Source organism: Arthrobacter sp. 10N418, assembly GCF_056394725.1.
In genome coordinates this window covers 48,901-63,636 of record NZ_JBFTIK010000015.1, presented here as the reverse complement: position 1 = coordinate 63,636, position 14,736 = coordinate 48,901, and the positions used below count along the sequence as shown (strand labels likewise).

Below are 14,736 nucleotides of genomic sequence, written 5' to 3'. Positions count from 1 at the left end.
CGGCAGCAATGCCCGTCAGCCAGTCCAGGCAGCAGGAGGTGGCACGTGCCCGACCGCGAACAGCCGGGCTGGCCGTGGCTGCGGGAGCGCCTTCTCCGGCTGCGGCACGCGACCCGGCCGGGATCCGTCGCCGATGTCGTTCCGGTCCCCGCGGTGCGGACCGCCGTCGTGACGGACTCCGCCGCAGCGCTGCCGGCCGACTGGGTGCGGGCCTTCAGCGCCGACGGCCGGCTCACCGTGGTCCCCATGCCGGTCATGGTGGGATCCGAGATCTACGGCGAAGGCGAGGACGATATCGCCGAGACGATCGCCGTTGCCCTCGCCAGCGGCACCCCCGTCAAGACCTCGCGTCCCTCGCCGGGACAGTTCGAACAGGCCTACCTGGCCGCCCAGCAGCGAGGTTTCGAGTCGATCGTCTCCGTCCATATCTCCGGGGAGCTTTCCGGCACCGCAGACTCTGCGCGCCTTGCCGCCGCCCGCGTCGGCATCCCGGTGGATGTCCTTGACTCACGGACGGTGGGGATGGCCCAGGGCATGGGCGTTCAAAGCGCTGTGGTCGCCGCCGCGGACGGCCGGGGCGCTGCAGAGGTCAAGGCCTTCGCGGAGGAACGGCTGGCCCGCACGAAAGTGTATTTCTACGTCCCGAGCCTGGATCAGCTGCGCCGGGGCGGACGGATCGGGGCGGCAGCCTCGCTGTGGGGCACGATGTTCGCCATCAAACCCATCCTTGCAGTCGACGACGGCAAGATTGTTCCGCTGGAAAAGGTCCGGTCCGCGGTGCGGGCGATTGCCCGGCTGGAGGAAATCGTCGCCGCGGACGCCTCCGGCCGCCCTGCTGGTGAAGCCCGGCTTGCAGTCCACCACTTCGGCAACGAGTCGGAGGCTGAACAGCTCGCCGCACGCCTTGCCGTGCTGGTGCCCGAGTGTCCGCCGGCGCAGATCAGCGCCCTGCCGGCCGTGCTTGCTGCCCATGCCGGGCTCGGTGTGCTGGCGGTGATCGTGGGGGAGAGCAGCACTCCGCCTAACGGCGGTGTACTGGCACCCGGGCGGCGGTCCGGGGTTGCCGACGCCGCACCGCCAGGCGGTACGGCGCAGGAGTAGCCTGAGGCTGCATCCGGTGGTGTCAGCGAGGCCCCGGGAACTGCCGGCACCGGCCCGCGAACTGCCGGCGCTGGCCCGGGAACTGCCGGCGCTGGCCCGGGCGATGACGAGGTCGCGGCCACGCGGGAAGGCTGGCTTTTACGGGGACCGCGGTAGTAAGGTCTCCCCACCGACCAAGGAGTCCCCATGGCTATGCAAGTGCACCACGTCGCCCAGCTCGACAGGGATGTCGCGGAAGAGGTCACCAAATGGCTGAAGTACCTCAAAGGCCAGGTGACCAGTGTCCAGTTCCTGACGACCACCGTGCCGGACCCCAAAGCACCCGACAAGTGGCGGGTGCAGTACGAGGCCTACATCACGTACCAGCAGTAGGGGCTACGGGCTAGGGGTACAGCGTGTACGTGGGCTGCCAGCCCGAACCGTAAACCCAGGCCGTAGTCGTCGCCTGTTGGCTGCTCCCCGCTTCGAACCACCACAGCACCTTGACGTTGCAGTGGAAGACGACCGTTACGTTGGCCAGCGCCCCTTCCTCGGGAACGGAACCAATCGATGTGGCGGCGGTCTGGGTGTTCCAGATGAAGTTCTGATCGGCTGTCATTCCCGCATTGCCGTTGACGTAGACGTGCGAAATTCCATAGACGCCGTAATCAGGACAGTAGGCCCCAGCCACCGAAAAGCCAACGGTTTGGATTGAGGCTGCCTGCGCCGGCGGAGCCAGCAGGGTTGCACCCAGGACTGCAAACAATGCGGCCGGAAGAGTCGCCTTATTCATGGCACACCAGCTCTCGACGCCTGGCGGGACTGCCAGACGAATAGTGTTGCCCCCAGCCGGCAAGGTCATTCTTCGAATTACGATGCCGACGCTACCACCGGGCTGCGGTGCAAGAAAGCGTAGGGACTACGTATGGCTTCGCGCTGACTACTTGTTTCCACATAGGACGAATCCGGGGTGTACGCGTGCCCGGGCCCTTCCTAGAGTGGGTCCTATGTCACGCCGGACGCCGGGAGCCGAATCCGCCACGGGCCTCAGGGCCGGACGGGACCGTTGGTCGGCCACCTTGGGAGGTGCACGGGACGCGCAGGGCGCCGGCGGCCAGGATGCCGGTGCGCGGGACGCGCAGGACGCCGGCGGCCAGGATGCCGGTGCGCGGGATGCCGGCGGGCAGGCAGGCCGCCCGGGAGGGCTCCTGGAGTTGCCTGCGGCTCCCGGGCCTCATGATTTGCCACGTAGTGCCCGGCTGAGAAGCCGGACCGGGTTCAGGGCGTCGGTCCTGCTCGGCGTCCTGGCGGTCCTGCTGGGCGGCTGGTTCTGGTGGCACACCGCCACAAGCAGCCCTGAGGTCCTGCCGCTCAGCGAGACCTCCCCGGCGGCTACTGGCCGGGCAGGTGCGGCCGACCCGGCCGTCACGGGAGCCACGGCCACGGGCAGGGACCAGTCTCCGGCGGACAGTTCCACGACGGTGCCGGGCAGGATCATCGTCCACGTTGCTGGCGCAGTTGCCAACCCTGGAGTGATCGAGCTGCCGGCGGGAAGCCGCCTGCATGAAGCCATCGCAGCGGCAGGCGGCAGCACCGATGCAGCGGATCCGCAGAAACTCAACCTGGCTTCTGTGCTGGAGGACGGCCAGAAGATTGTTGTGCCGACCCGCGGGGAGCCGGATCCGGCGGAGCCCGTCTCCGGTGCGACAGCCGGGTCTGCCGGACCCGGCGGCAGCCCGGGCACCCAGGGCACCCAGGGCGGAAAGATCAACCTGAACTCCGCCAGCGTCGAGGAACTCGGGACCCTCCCTCGCGTCGGTCCGGTGCTTGCCCAGCGGATCGTGGACTGGCGTAAGCAGCACGGCCGGTTCAAAACTGTGCAAGAACTCGATGCCGTCGACGGCGTCGGTCCGAAAATGCTCGAAGCCCTGCTGCCCCTCGTGAGCGTGTGAGATGCCTGCGTCCGACCGGCCTGCAGCACACCGGCCTGGAGCGCACCGGCCCGCAGCACACCAGCTTGGAACACAGAAGGAGGGAGCGGCAAGCCAACGGCCGGTCATGTTGCCGCCCGAGCTGAAACAGCGCAGCCGTTGGCACCGGTACGTGGACTCCGCAGTTGGTGTTCCGCGGTCCGGGGACCCCGCGAGCTCGGCGCCTGGCTGGCGCGCAGCCGGTACGGGGGAGGTGCCGACCGGGGCGCGGCCCCTCCGGGGGAAGACGCCCGGGGCGCGGCACTTCCCCGGGGAGACGCCGCCGGGTGGGCGGCGGGAGGCCGTCAGCTGGTTCAGGAACAACGTCCGGGCCCGGCTGTTGGGGGACCGTGCTGGCCCGCCCCGTGTGGAACCATGGCCGCGCAGAACGGACCTGCGTCTTGTTCCTCCGGCCATGCTTGTTTGGGCTGTTGCCGCGGCCGGTAGCTGGCTCGGACCGGTCGAGCTGGCAGCCGTATGTACATCGCTGATCACCGCTGCGGGTGTTGGCTTGTTCGCCGTCGTCCGGCGAAAGACCCCGCGCCACCATAACCCCGCCCCACCAGCCCCGCGGAGTTTCCTGTCCACGCTGGCCGTCGCGATGCTCCTGTCCGCCGCAACGGGTGCCCACGCGGCCGTCGCGGCCTCCCAGCGACACGATGGTCCCATCGCCGAGGCCGCTGCTGCCCACGCGGCTGTCGTCGTTGAAGTGGAGATCGCGGGGGCCCCGGCGCGGCTCAGGATTCCCGGCGCCTCGGGGCTGGCGGACCGCTTCGCAATTCCCACGACGCTTCGCGTGATGTACGCGGATGGGCTCCGGGTCGCTGCCGACGCCAAGCTGCTGGTCGTGGGCGGCCCAGAGTGGGAGAGCGCCGTCCCGGGCGAGCGCGTCCGGTCAACCGGGAAGCTCGGGCCGTCCGGTCCCGGCCAGGACGAGGCAGGGATTCTGTCTGCCTCGTCGGTCCCAGTCCTGCTCCGGGCCCCGGATGCCTGGCAGCAAGGTCCCGCGCGGCTGCGCAGGAACTTCACCGCAGCCTCCGAAAAACTCGGCGGAGACGCCCAGGGCCTCCTCCCCGGGATGGTGACGGGAAACACCAGCGTGCTGGACCCGCAGCTGGACGCCGCGATGAAGACAGTCGGGATGACGCACCTGACGGCGGTCAGCGGGGCAAATTGCAGCCTGGTCCTCGGAACTTTGCTGCTGATCGCCCGGACTTTGCGGCTTCCGCGGCCGGCAGCCGCAGTCCTGTGCGCCACGGGGCTCGGGCTGTTCGTCCTGATGGTCGGTCCGGACCCCAGCGTGTTAAGGGCTGCCCTCATGGGGGCCATCGGCCTTGCCTCGGTGGCCTTCGGCCGTGCCGGCCGCGGCCTCAGCTTCCTCTGCGTTGCCGTGATCGTCCTGCTGTTGGCCGACCCGGTGCTGGGTACGAGCTTCGGATTCCTCCTGTCCGTGCTCGCCACCCTGGGCATTGTGGTCACGGGACGGCGCCTCATCGACTGGTGTCCACCGGTAGTGCCGCGCTGGGCGGCTGCGGGACTGGCCGTTCCCCTGTCCGCGCAGATCTTCTGCGGTCCGGTGATCGTGCTGTTGCAGCCCCAGTTTGCCGCTTACGCCCTGCCTGCCAATGTGGCCGCGGCAGCACTGGTCGTCCCCGTCACGCTGCTCGGGACCGCCGCCGTGCCGCTTGTGTCCTTGGTTCCGGCGGCCGCCGACCCCCTGATCGCACTCGCAGGGCTCTTCGCCTCAGCGGTGGCAGGGATAGCACGCTTCTTCGCGTCCCTCCCCGGAGCGGCCCTGCCTTGGCCGGAAGGCGCCTTTGGCTTGTCCACCATGGCGCTGTTCTCCGCCGTCGCACTGGGGGCGACCTGGCTGGTCCTGCACCCCGCCGCGGGCGTGCGGCTCGCCCTCTCGGCACACTCCTGGACGGTCGCCCTCCTCGACCGGAAGCCCTCGCTGGCAGCCGTGCACGCCGTAGGGCGGTCCGGCCGCCGTGGCTTGGTGGACCGGTCTGGGCGTGGCAGGCTTAGAGTCTGCAAACCAACGTCCCGGAGGAATCACGAGTGGCTGCTGCCCAGACCCAACGCCCCAGGATTTCGGCGTCGAAAACCGCCACCTGGCGTGATGTGACACCGGCCGCGGTGGTCCTGGTGGGCGGGCCGGAAGACTACCTGGGCAGCCGTGCCATGGACCGCATCCGTTCGCAGGTCCGTGCGGCCGCGCCCGACGTCGAAGTCACCAGGCTCAACGCCGGAAGCTATGCGGCGGGCTCGCTGGCCATGAACGTCAGCCCGTCCCTCTTCGGCGAGCAGAAGCTCATCGAGGTCGAAGGGGTGGAGGCGATGAACGACGCCTTCCTCGCCGACGCCCTGAAGTATGTGGCGCAACCCGAGCCTGACGCCGTCCTGGTCCTGCGCCACGGCGGGGGAGTCCGCGGCAAGAAACTGCTGGACGCCATCAAGGCCGGCGGCTGGCCGGTGGTCGACTGCCAGCCCCTCAAAAAAGACGCGGACAAAATCGCGTTCGTGACCACCGAGTTCAAGGCAGCATCCCGCCGGATCGAGCCTGATGCCGTACACGCCCTCGTCAACGCCGTCGGCGCCCACCTGGCCGAGCTCGCGGCTGCCTGCAGCCAGCTGATCGCCGACGCCACCACCGCTGTTGATGCCGCCATGGTGGACAGGTACTACGGCGGCAGGGTGGAAGCCACGGCCTTCAAAGTCGCTGACGCCGCAATGGCCGGCAACGCACCGCTGGCACTCTCCACGCTCCGTCACGCCCTTGCCACGGGTGCGGACCCGGTTCCGATCGTGGCGGCCCTGGCATCGAAGCTGCGGTCACTGGCCAAGGTCGCGGGCGCGCATGGGTCTTCTTCGCAGATTGCGAAGCAGTTGGGCATGCAGCCCTGGCTTGTGGAGCAGGCGCAGCGCGAAGTCCGGCGCTGGACCCCCGAGGGGCTCGTCCGCTCCATCCAGGTCACCGCCGAGGCTGATGCGCAGGTCAAGGGTCTCTCCAGGGATCCCGTCTACGCAGTGGAACACGCCGTAACCGTGATTGCGGGTTCGGTACGTCGTTCCTGACATCCGCGTCGTTGCCCGGATTCCGGGCCTAATAGCTTAAAGAGATGTGGCCGGCACCCAGGGGTGCCGGCCACAATCATCAGTTCAGTTGAACTGGAAACCTTACAGCGCGTTGACCTTCTTGGAGATGGCCGACTTGCGGTTTGCGGCGTTGTTCTTGTGGAGAACGCCCTTGCTGACAGCCTTGTCCAGCTTGCGGCTGGCAGAAAGCAGTGCAGTAGCAGCAGCATCCTTGTCGGTGGACTCAACGGCGGTGTTGACGGCGCGGATGGCCGTCTTCAGCTCGGACTTGACTGCGTTGTTGCGCAGGCGGGCCTTCTCGTTGGTGAGGATGCGCTTCTTCTGGGACTTGATATTAGCCACGTGTGAACTCTCTTTTTCAATGCGGAAAATGGTCTAGAGGGCTTTCAGATTGGCCATTGACTGAGCGGCGTGGGGATACCTATGGCGACCAACCATATGTGGCCGTCGACCTGCACGGACACACAGCTGTAAATCATAGCAGAAACCCCGTTGCCCTGACGATCGCGGCGTCCCGCCCGGCGGCGGTCCATCAGGCCACGCCCGGACTCCAGTCCCGGATCCGCGCCGGACGCCCCGCCGGGCTCGCGGGCCAGGACCGGCATGGCCCGCGGGTCAGGACCAGCCGTGCCGCGCCCGGAGTGCGGAGGCGATGGGGGCGAAGCGGCCGGCATCGAGGACGGCCCCTTCGCGCCGGATGTCCTTCGGGTTGATCCGCAGGACACGGTCGAGCTTCGCTTCGCTGGGGCGCCGCTCGCGGTCCCAGGGTCCCGTTCCGATGTCCACGTACTCGTCCGCGCGGCGGGAATCGCCGTCGTGGTCCTTGCTGGTCAACATGAGGCCCAGCAGGTACCGGCCGCTGGTTCCGACCAGCAGCACCGGCCGGTCCTTGCCCTGGGAATGGTCCTCTTCATAGGGAACCCAGGTCCAGATCACCTCGCCCGGTTCGGGGAGCCCGTTCGGAGACGGCGAATAGCGGACGGCCGCCGTTCCCTGGAAGTCGCCGGGGTACTTTGCGGTTAGTCCGGTGCTCGGGGTGCCGCCGGAGCCGCGGGCAGCGCCGGTCCGGGCTCCGGGCCTCGCAGGCCGTTGCCCGGGACGGGTCTTTCCGTCCGGCTTCCCTTGGGTAGGCGGCGCGGAGCTGCCGAGCCTATCCAGGAGGCGCAGCGCGCCACGGACAGCATTGCCGATCGAGCGGAGATTCAGAGCCATGGGGAAACCCTACCGGCACTACCGGCCTCCAACCTTTCGCGCCGCCACGGCAAATCCAGCCGCGGTGCCGGCAGCCAGGGGCGATGGGGCGATCGGGAAATGCACTTCCGGGGGCCCGGACGTGGGAGACTAGGAGTTCAGATATGCGGCATGTTGCAGGCCGGCGGATCGCCGCCCGCGCAGAGCCGTGGAAATGCCAACAGTAAGGACCCTGCGTGTCTCCCATGGCCCGCACCGCCCCGGTGCCCGCCGCAACAGATCCGGCCATCATCCGGAACTTCTGCATCATTGCGCACATTGACCACGGCAAGTCCACGCTGGCGGACCGGATGCTCCAATTCACCGGCGTCGTCCAGTCCCGTGACATGAAGGCCCAGTACCTGGACCGCATGGACATTGAGCGCGAACGCGGCATCACCATTAAATCCCAGGCCGTCCGCATGCCATGGGAGCTCGACGGCACCAGTTACGCGCTGAACATGATCGACACACCCGGGCACGTCGACTTCACCTATGAGGTCTCCCGCTCACTCGCGGCCTGCGAAGGTGCGATCCTGCTGGTTGACGCGGCCCAGGGCATCGAGGCCCAGACCCTCGCCAACCTGTACCTGGCGATGGAAAACAACCTCACGATCATCCCGGTCCTGAACAAAATCGACCTCCCGGCAGCCCAGCCCGAGAAGTACGCGGCGGAGCTCGCCAACCTGATCGGCGGCGACCCCGACGACGTGCTCCGTGTCTCCGGCAAGACGGGCATGGGCGTCGAAGTCCTGCTCGACAAGATCGTCCGCGACCTGCCGGCCCCCGTGGGCGACCCGGACGCTCCGGCCCGGGCCATGATCTTTGACTCGGTCTACGACACGTACCGCGGTGTGATCACCTACGTCCGCGTAGTCGACGGAATGCTGCACCCCCGCGAACGCATCCAGATGATGTCCACCCGCGCCACGCACGAGCTCCTCGAGATCGGTGTCAGCTCCCCGGAGCCCACCCCCTCCAAGGGCCTCGGCGTCGGCGAAGTCGGCTACCTCATCACCGGTGTGAAGGACGTCCGCCTGTCCAAGGTGGGCGACACCATCACCAATCTTGCCAAGCCGGCCACCGAGTCCCTTCCCGGCTATGCCGACGCCAAGCCGATGGTCTTCTCCGGCCTGTACCCGCTGGACGGCACCGACTACCCGGTGCTCCGGGATGCGCTGGAGAAGCTGATGCTCAACGATGCCGCGCTGGTGTATGAGCCCGAGACGTCCGCCGCGCTGGGATTCGGCTTCCGGGTCGGATTCCTAGGCCTGCTGCACCTGGAAATCACCCGCGAGCGGCTCGAGCGCGAGTACAACCTGGACCTGATTTCCACCGCCCCCAACGTGGAATACGAGGTGACGCTGGAGGACAAGAAGGTTGTCCACGTCACGAACCCCAGCGAATACCCGACCGGCAAGATCGCTGAAGTGCGAGAGCCGATGGTGGCCGCCACCATCCTTGCGCCGAACGAGTTTGTCGGCGCCATCATGGAGCTGTGCCAGAGCCGGCGCGGCGTCATGGGCGGCATGGACTACCTCTCCGAGGACCGGGTGGAAATCCGGTACCGCCTGCCGCTGGCGGAAATCGTCTTCGATTTCTTCGACATCCTCAAGTCCAAGACCCGCGGCTACGGGTCACTGGACTGGAAGGCCGACGGCGAGCAGGTCGCCGACCTCGTCAAGGTGGACATCATGCTCCAGGGCGAGCAGGTCGACGCCTTCTCAGCCATCACGCACCGCGACAAGGCCTACGCCTACGGCGTGATGATGACCGGCAAGCTGCGCGAACTGATCCCCAGGCAGCAGTTCGAGGTGCCCATCCAGGCCGCCATCGGCTCCAGGATTATCGCCCGTGAAAGCATCCGCGCCATCCGCAAGGACGTCCTCGCCAAGTGCTACGGCGGTGACATCACCCGAAAGCGCAAACTGCTGGAAAAGCAGAAGGAAGGCAAGAAGCGCATGAAGATGGTGGGCCGCGTCGAGGTGCCGCAGGAAGCCTTCATCGCCGCCCTCACCACGGACGAGTCCAAGGACAAGGCCAAGAAGTAGCGGTGCCAGCAATGATTGTTGCCACAACACCGGCGGGCCGGGCCCGTGCCTAGCGTTCTTCCCCTGGGAGACCCGGCGCCGCCGGACGGGCTGCTGCCAGCGCAGGCGCGCGAGGGCGCCGGTCAACGTGCCTTCGGGCTGTACGTGCACATCCCGTTCTGCGCGGTCCGCTGCGGGTACTGCGACTTCAACACCTACACCGCCACCGAGCTGGGCGGCGGGGCCTCCCAGGACGCCTACGCCGCCACAGCGATCGCGGAAGTTGCTTTCGCTGCCCGGGTCCTGAAGGAAACTGGCCTGCCCGAACGGCCGCTCAGCACAGTCTTTTTCGGCGGTGGCACGCCCACGCTGCTCCCAGCCGAGGACCTCGCCGGCATCCTCACCGCCGCCATCGCGGCGTGGGGACTGCAGCCCGGCGCCGAGGTGACTACGGAGGCCAACCCGGATTCCGTCACCCCCGAGTCCCTGCAGCTGCTGGCTGACGCCGGATTCACCCGGGTGTCCTTCGGCATGCAATCGGCCGTTCCGCATGTCCTGAAGGTCCTGGACCGCACCCACACCCCCAGCCGGGTGCCCCAGGTGGTCCAATGGGCGCGGGACGCAGGGCTCGCAGTCAGCCTCGACCTGATCTACGGGACCCCGGGGGAGTCACTGGCCGACTGGCGCTGCTCGCTCGAGACCGCCCTGTCCTACAACCCGGACCACATCAGCGCCTACGCCCTGATTGTCGAGGACGGCACCAAACTGGCCGCGCAGATCCGCCGCGGCGAAGTCCCGGGAATCGACGACGACGACCACGCCGCCAAGTACGAGCTCGCCGACGAACTGATCACCGCGGCCGGGCTCGCCTGGTACGAGGTCAGCAACTGGTCGCGGACGCCCGGGCAGGCCTGCCGGCATAACCTCGCCTACTGGCGGGGGGACGACTGGTGGGGCATCGGGCCGGGTGCGCACTCCCACGTCGGCGGCGTGCGCTGGTGGAACGTCAAGCACCCCACCGCCTACGCCAACCGGCTCGGCGCCGGCGTCTCGCCCGCCGCGGGACGCGAAACGCTCGACAGCGAAACGCGCAACGTGGAACGGGTCATGCTTGAGGCCCGGCTGAACACGGGACTGGACATCCCGAGCCTCGGCGGCCTGGGCGACACCGGCAGGCACGCCGTGGCGGGGCTGATCGCCGACGGACTCGTGGACCCCGCCGCGGCTTTCAAGGGCCGGCTGGTCCTCACGCTCAAGGGCCGGCTGCTGGCCGACGCCGTGGTCCGCAGGATCCTGCCGGACTAAGGCGCAAAGAACCGGCCGTTGCCCCCGTGGGGGCAACGGCCGGCTCTTGCCTTGGGAGCGGCGCCGTGGAGTCCGCCCCTACTTGATCCAGCGCAGGTTGAACTCGTAGCGGTGCGGCTGCCCGCGGTTGACGTGGATGCCCGCGGCCACCGAGAAACAGGTGACGGCGATCCAGATCACCGTGGCGAGGACCGCGAACAGGTTGCCGACCACGGGGATGAAGACGAGGAGATTGGCGAGCACTGCCGCGATCGTCGGGGGCAACGTGAAATTGAGGGCTTCCTTGGACTCCTGCGCCGTGAAAGGCCCGCGGTCCTTGAAGATCAGGTAGATCAAGAGCGAGGGAACACAGCCCAGGATGCCGCCGAAGTGTGCCAACGTGGCCCACTGCCGGTCCTCGCTGGCCGTCAGCGGCAGCGCATTTGCGGGAACGCCATGGTACGGGGGCTGGCCATGGCTGGCCTGGTTGCCCGTGCGTTCGCGTTCGTTCTCTGCCACGGTAAGTCCTTCGGATTGCGGTGATGCGTTGCTGCCTGGAAGCGCCGGTGCCGCGCAGGATGTACGGCTCCGTTTCAAGAATACTTGCTCTGGCCCCTAAATGATGTTCGGTGCCGCGTCGTGGATCCCTACGGCACGGTGAGGAAGTCGATGACCTCTTCGACCCGGCCGAGCAGGGACGGCTCCAGGTCGGCGTAGCTGCGCACGGCGCCCAGGAGTTTCTGCCAGCCGAGCCCGATGTCCTCCTTTGTGGTGTGCGGCCAGCCGAACGCCGTCAGGATGCCGGTCTTCCAGTCCATCCCGCGGGGAATAACCGGCCACTCCCCGATGCCCAGGATCGCGGGCCGAATAGCCTGCCAGACGTCCACGTAGGGGTGGCCCACGATCAGCACATTGCCCGCCGCGCCGGGGGAGGCCATGACGGCGTCGGCAATCCTGGATTCCTTCGAATTCGGGACGAGGTGGTCCACCAGGACGCCAAGCCGGCGCCCCGGGCCGGGCCGGAACGCTGCAACCGCTGCAGTGAGGTCATCAATGCCGTGCAGTGGCTCGACCACGATGCCCTCGACCCGGAGATCGTCGCCCCAGACCTTCTCTACGAGTTCGGCGTCGTGCTTGCCTTCCACCCAGATCCGGCTGGCCTTGGCCACCTGCGCACGCTGGCCCTCCACACGGACCGAGCCCGACGCCGTGCGGCCTGCTCCGGCGCCCGGTGCCGCACCCCGTGGAGCCGGCGGCATGAGCCGCACGGGCTGGCCCTCCAGCAGGAAGCCGAAGCCCAGGCGGAAGGACCGCGACTTGCCCCGCCGATCCTCGAGCGCCACAACATGCATGCCGCCGGACTTTTCGACCCGGGTGACGGCCCCGACCCACCCGGACTGCACATCCTCGAGCACCATGCCGCGTTCCACAGGGACCTCCGGCAGCTGGGTCTTGGCGGGGGCGGACATGTCCTGGGGTCCCCAGTTCTGGTACGACATCTCTTACACACAGCTTTGCACTCGGAATGTACGGCGGTCAGTGAAACCATCCGGGGACGCGCGGCGTACGCCGCGCGACGGGATGCGCTGCCAGCGCCGCTGCGTCCCCCGTGCCCGGAGCGCTGTGCCCGGAAACACGGATCCGGGAGCAACGCCTGGAGCGAATCCAATGCTAACAACGCGGCGAGTCATATTAGACTGGTTAGCACTTAGGCATGTCGAGTGCTAACCGTAGGCCGCCCGCCAGGTGCGGCGCGGGGCAGGCGCCGCACGCCAGACCGGATGCTGGACCGACGATTGGAGGCGGAGCGTGAGCGAACCACGCAAACTCGAAGTGCTGCGCGCAATCGTGGAGGACTACGTCCATTCCCGTGAACCCGTTGGCTCCAAGGCGCTGGTTGAACGGCACCACCTTGGCGTGTCCAGCGCCACGATCCGCAACGACATGGCGGCGCTGGAAGATGAGGGCCTCATCACAGCACCGCACACGAGTTCAGGGAGAATCCCTACGGACAAGGGCTACCGGCTCTTTGTCGACCAGATTTCGGCCGTCAAGCCCCTCTCCCATGCGGAACGCCGCGCCATCCAGGCGCTGCTCGAGGGCTCGGATGACCTCGACGACGTCCTTGACCGGACTGTGCGGCTCCTGTCGCAGCTGACCAACCAGGTCGCCGTCGTGCAGTACCCGCTGCTCAGCCGCGCCAAGGTCCGGCACGTCGAATTCGTGCTGCTGGCCCCCAGGAAGGTGCTGGCGGTTTTGATCGCGGACACCGGGAAGGTCGAGCAGCGGGTCATCGACGTCGGCCAGGACCTCCCCGACGAGGCGCTCTCGGAGCTGCGTACCCGCTTCCTGGGCATCCTGTCGGGGCTGCCGCTGAACCTGCTGCCCCAGTCCCTGCAGGCCGTCGTCGCCAGCTGCCCGCCAGTCCGGCGCGGCGCCGCCCAGGCCCTGGCCCGAGGCCTGGAGGCCCTCGCCACGAGCAGCCGCGAAGAGCGCATGGTCATGGCCGGCACCGCCAACCTTGCCCGCTCCAACGTGGATTTCCCGCTGAGTATCGGCCCGGTCCTGGAAGCACTCGAGGAGCAGGTGGTGATGCTCCGGCTGCTCAGCGAAATGGCCGAGGATCCGCGCGGCGTCACCGTGAGCATCGGACGGGAGAACCCCTACGACGGCCTTGCCGAGGCTTCCGTGGTGGCCACCGGGTATGGCCCGGACGCCACAGCCAAGGTCGGCGTGCTGGGGCCCACCCGGATGGATTATCCGACCACCATGGCCGCGGTCCGCGCGGTGGCCCGCTACCTTTCGAGGATCCTCGGGCCCTGACCGGCCATTTGACCGACAGCCGGCCCCCGGGCTTCGGCACCAGACTTCTTGCCCCACAGGCAGTACTACAAGGAAGAGATACGAACTTTGAGCAGCCATTACGACGTTCTTGGAGTCTCCCGCGAAGCAACGGGTGAAGAGATTAAGAAGGCTTACCGCAAACTGGCGCGAACCCTGCACCCGGATGTGAACCCGGGGGAGGACGCCTCGGACCGGTTCAAGGCCGTCACCCACGCCTACGAGGTCCTCTCCGATCCGCAGAAACGCCGCGTCTACGACACCACCGGCAATGAGAACGGCACCGACAACGGCTTCGGCGGCGGCAGCTACGCCGGCCAGGGGTTCGCCTTCCAGGACATCTTCGACACGTTCTTCGGCGGCGGAGGCGGCCAGGGCGGCCCGGCGTCCAGGGTCCGCCGCGGCCAGGACGCGCTCATCAGCGTCCGGATCGACCTCCGTGACGCCGTGTTCGGCGTCAACAGGAAGCTTGAGGTTGACACTGCCGTCACGTGCCCGACCTGTGAAGGCTCCTGCTGCCGCGCAGGCAGCCACCCGGAACGCTGCGACATCTGCGGCGGCTCCGGACAGGTCCAGCGCGCCGTCCGGTCCATCCTCGGCCAGGTCATGACGTCGGCCCCCTGCGGTTCCTGCGAGGGCTTCGGGACCGTCATCAAGGACCCCTGCAACGAGTGCAACGGCCAGGGCCGGATCCGCAGCCGCCGTTCCCTGACCGTCAAAGTTCCCGCCGGTGTAGCCACGGGCACCCGCATCCAGTTGTCCGGACAGGGCGAGGCGGGCCCTGCCGGCGGCCCCGCCGGCGACCTTTACGTCGAAATCCGCGTCAACAGTGACGCCACCTACGTCCGCGACGGCGACGACCTGCACGCCAGCCTCAACATCCCGATGACTGCCGCCGCCCTGGGCACGGAGCTGAGCCTGGACACCTTCGACGGGCCGCAGGAGATCGACGTCAAGGCCGGGACCCAGTCAGGGGAGGTCATCACCCTCCGCGGGCTCGGCGTGACGCACCTGCGCGGCTACGGCCGCGGGGACCTCAAGGTCCACCTGCAGGTGGATACCCCCGGCAAGCTCGACGCCGCCCAGGAAGACCTGCTGCGGCAGCTCGCCAAGCTGCGCGGCGAACAGTTCACCGACGGAAAGCTGGCCGCGAGCGGCGGTGTGTTCGCGAAGCTGCGGGACAGGCTCGGTAACCTGTAGCG

General features: G+C 68.0%; 14 protein-coding genes. 9 read left to right on the top strand and 5 right to left on the bottom strand.

Translation table 11 applies throughout. The features are described from left to right. Window positions 1-45: 45 nt before the first annotated feature. Both AC1DCZ_RS13390 and AC1DCZ_RS13385 read left to right on the top strand, forming a co-directional pair. Window positions 46-1,101 carry a DegV family protein gene (locus tag AC1DCZ_RS13390; RefSeq protein WP_476975019.1) on the top strand — a complete coding sequence of 352 codons (1,056 nt, stop codon included), beginning with the start codon at window positions 46-48 and terminating at the stop codon, window positions 1,099-1,101. A 186-nt stretch (window positions 1,102-1,287) separates the two neighbouring features. Then, window positions 1,288-1,473 carry a hypothetical protein gene (locus AC1DCZ_RS13385; RefSeq protein WP_476975018.1) on the top strand — a complete coding sequence of 62 codons (186 nt, stop codon included), beginning with the start codon at window positions 1,288-1,290 and terminating at the stop codon, window positions 1,471-1,473. A 10-nt stretch (window positions 1,474-1,483) separates the two neighbouring features. Here the strand turns inward: AC1DCZ_RS13385 and AC1DCZ_RS13380 are convergent, their stop codons facing one another. After that, window positions 1,484-1,873, bottom strand: a complete 390-nt coding sequence (locus AC1DCZ_RS13380) for a hypothetical protein (protein ID WP_476895582.1) — start codon at window positions 1,871-1,873, stop codon at window positions 1,484-1,486. A 214-nt stretch (window positions 1,874-2,087) separates the two neighbouring features. On the opposite strand from AC1DCZ_RS13380, the gene AC1DCZ_RS13375 reads away from it, so the two are divergent. The 3 genes from AC1DCZ_RS13375 to holA all read left to right on the top strand — a co-directional run bounded on the left by AC1DCZ_RS13375 (window position 2,088) and on the right by holA (window position 6,128). After that, window positions 2,088-3,032: a helix-hairpin-helix domain-containing protein gene (locus tag AC1DCZ_RS13375; RefSeq protein WP_476975017.1), complete on the top strand. Its 945-nt coding sequence runs from the start codon at window positions 2,088-2,090 to the stop codon at window positions 3,030-3,032. A gap of 433 nt (window positions 3,033-3,465) precedes the next feature. Next, window positions 3,466-5,178 carry a ComEC/Rec2 family competence protein gene (locus AC1DCZ_RS13370; RefSeq protein ID WP_476975016.1) on the top strand — a complete coding sequence of 571 codons (1,713 nt, stop codon included), beginning with the start codon at window positions 3,466-3,468 and terminating at the stop codon, window positions 5,176-5,178. Continuing rightward, window positions 5,112-6,128, top strand: a complete 1,017-nt coding sequence (gene holA, locus AC1DCZ_RS13365) for a DNA polymerase III subunit delta (RefSeq protein WP_476975015.1) — start codon at window positions 5,112-5,114, stop codon at window positions 6,126-6,128. Before AC1DCZ_RS13370 ends, holA begins: the two co-directional genes overlap by 67 nt. Window positions 6,129-6,230: 102 nt before the next feature. Here the strand turns inward: holA and rpsT are convergent, their stop codons facing one another. Beyond that, window positions 6,231-6,491 carry a 30S ribosomal protein S20 gene (gene rpsT / locus AC1DCZ_RS13360; RefSeq protein ID WP_226775157.1) on the bottom strand — a complete coding sequence of 87 codons (261 nt, stop codon included), beginning with the start codon at window positions 6,489-6,491 and terminating at the stop codon, window positions 6,231-6,233. Window positions 6,492-6,764: 273 nt separating this feature from the next. Next, the gene (locus tag AC1DCZ_RS13355) at window positions 6,765-7,361 is read right to left on the bottom strand and encodes a type II toxin-antitoxin system PemK/MazF family toxin (protein ID WP_476975014.1); all 597 of its coding nucleotides are present in this window, start codon (window positions 7,359-7,361) and stop codon (window positions 6,765-6,767) included. Between the two features lie 215 nt (window positions 7,362-7,576). Here AC1DCZ_RS13355 and lepA point away from each other — a divergent pair, with 215 nt between their 5' ends. Then, on the top strand, window positions 7,577-9,430 hold the full coding sequence (gene lepA / locus AC1DCZ_RS13350) for a translation elongation factor 4 (RefSeq protein ID WP_476975013.1): 1,854 nt from the start codon (window positions 7,577-7,579) through the stop codon (window positions 9,428-9,430). A 45-nt stretch (window positions 9,431-9,475) separates the two neighbouring features. Further along, window positions 9,476-10,714 carry a radical SAM family heme chaperone HemW gene (gene hemW, locus AC1DCZ_RS13345; RefSeq protein ID WP_476975012.1) on the top strand — a complete coding sequence of 413 codons (1,239 nt, stop codon included), beginning with the start codon at window positions 9,476-9,478 and terminating at the stop codon, window positions 10,712-10,714. Between the two features lie 78 nt (window positions 10,715-10,792). Here the strand turns inward: hemW and AC1DCZ_RS13340 are convergent, their stop codons facing one another. Next, complete coding sequence (locus tag AC1DCZ_RS13340) at window positions 10,793-11,212, bottom strand: DUF4870 domain-containing protein (RefSeq protein ID WP_476895575.1); 420 nt, start codon at window positions 11,210-11,212, stop codon at window positions 10,793-10,795. A gap of 128 nt (window positions 11,213-11,340) precedes the next feature. Then, the gene (locus tag AC1DCZ_RS13335; RefSeq protein ID WP_476975011.1) at window positions 11,341-12,192 is read right to left on the bottom strand and encodes a DUF3097 domain-containing protein; all 852 of its coding nucleotides are present in this window, start codon (window positions 12,190-12,192) and stop codon (window positions 11,341-11,343) included. A gap of 310 nt (window positions 12,193-12,502) precedes the next feature. Here AC1DCZ_RS13335 and hrcA point away from each other — a divergent pair, with 310 nt between their 5' ends. Together hrcA and dnaJ are read left to right on the top strand one after the other, a co-directional pair. Further along, window positions 12,503-13,516, top strand: a complete 1,014-nt coding sequence (gene hrcA, locus AC1DCZ_RS13330) for a heat-inducible transcriptional repressor HrcA (protein ID WP_476975010.1) — start codon at window positions 12,503-12,505, stop codon at window positions 13,514-13,516. A gap of 87 nt (window positions 13,517-13,603) precedes the next feature. Then, entirely contained in the window at window positions 13,604-14,734 is a 1,131-nt protein-coding gene (dnaJ, locus tag AC1DCZ_RS13325) for a molecular chaperone DnaJ (protein WP_476975009.1), read from the top strand. The last annotated feature ends 2 nt before the right edge of the window (window positions 14,735-14,736 follow it).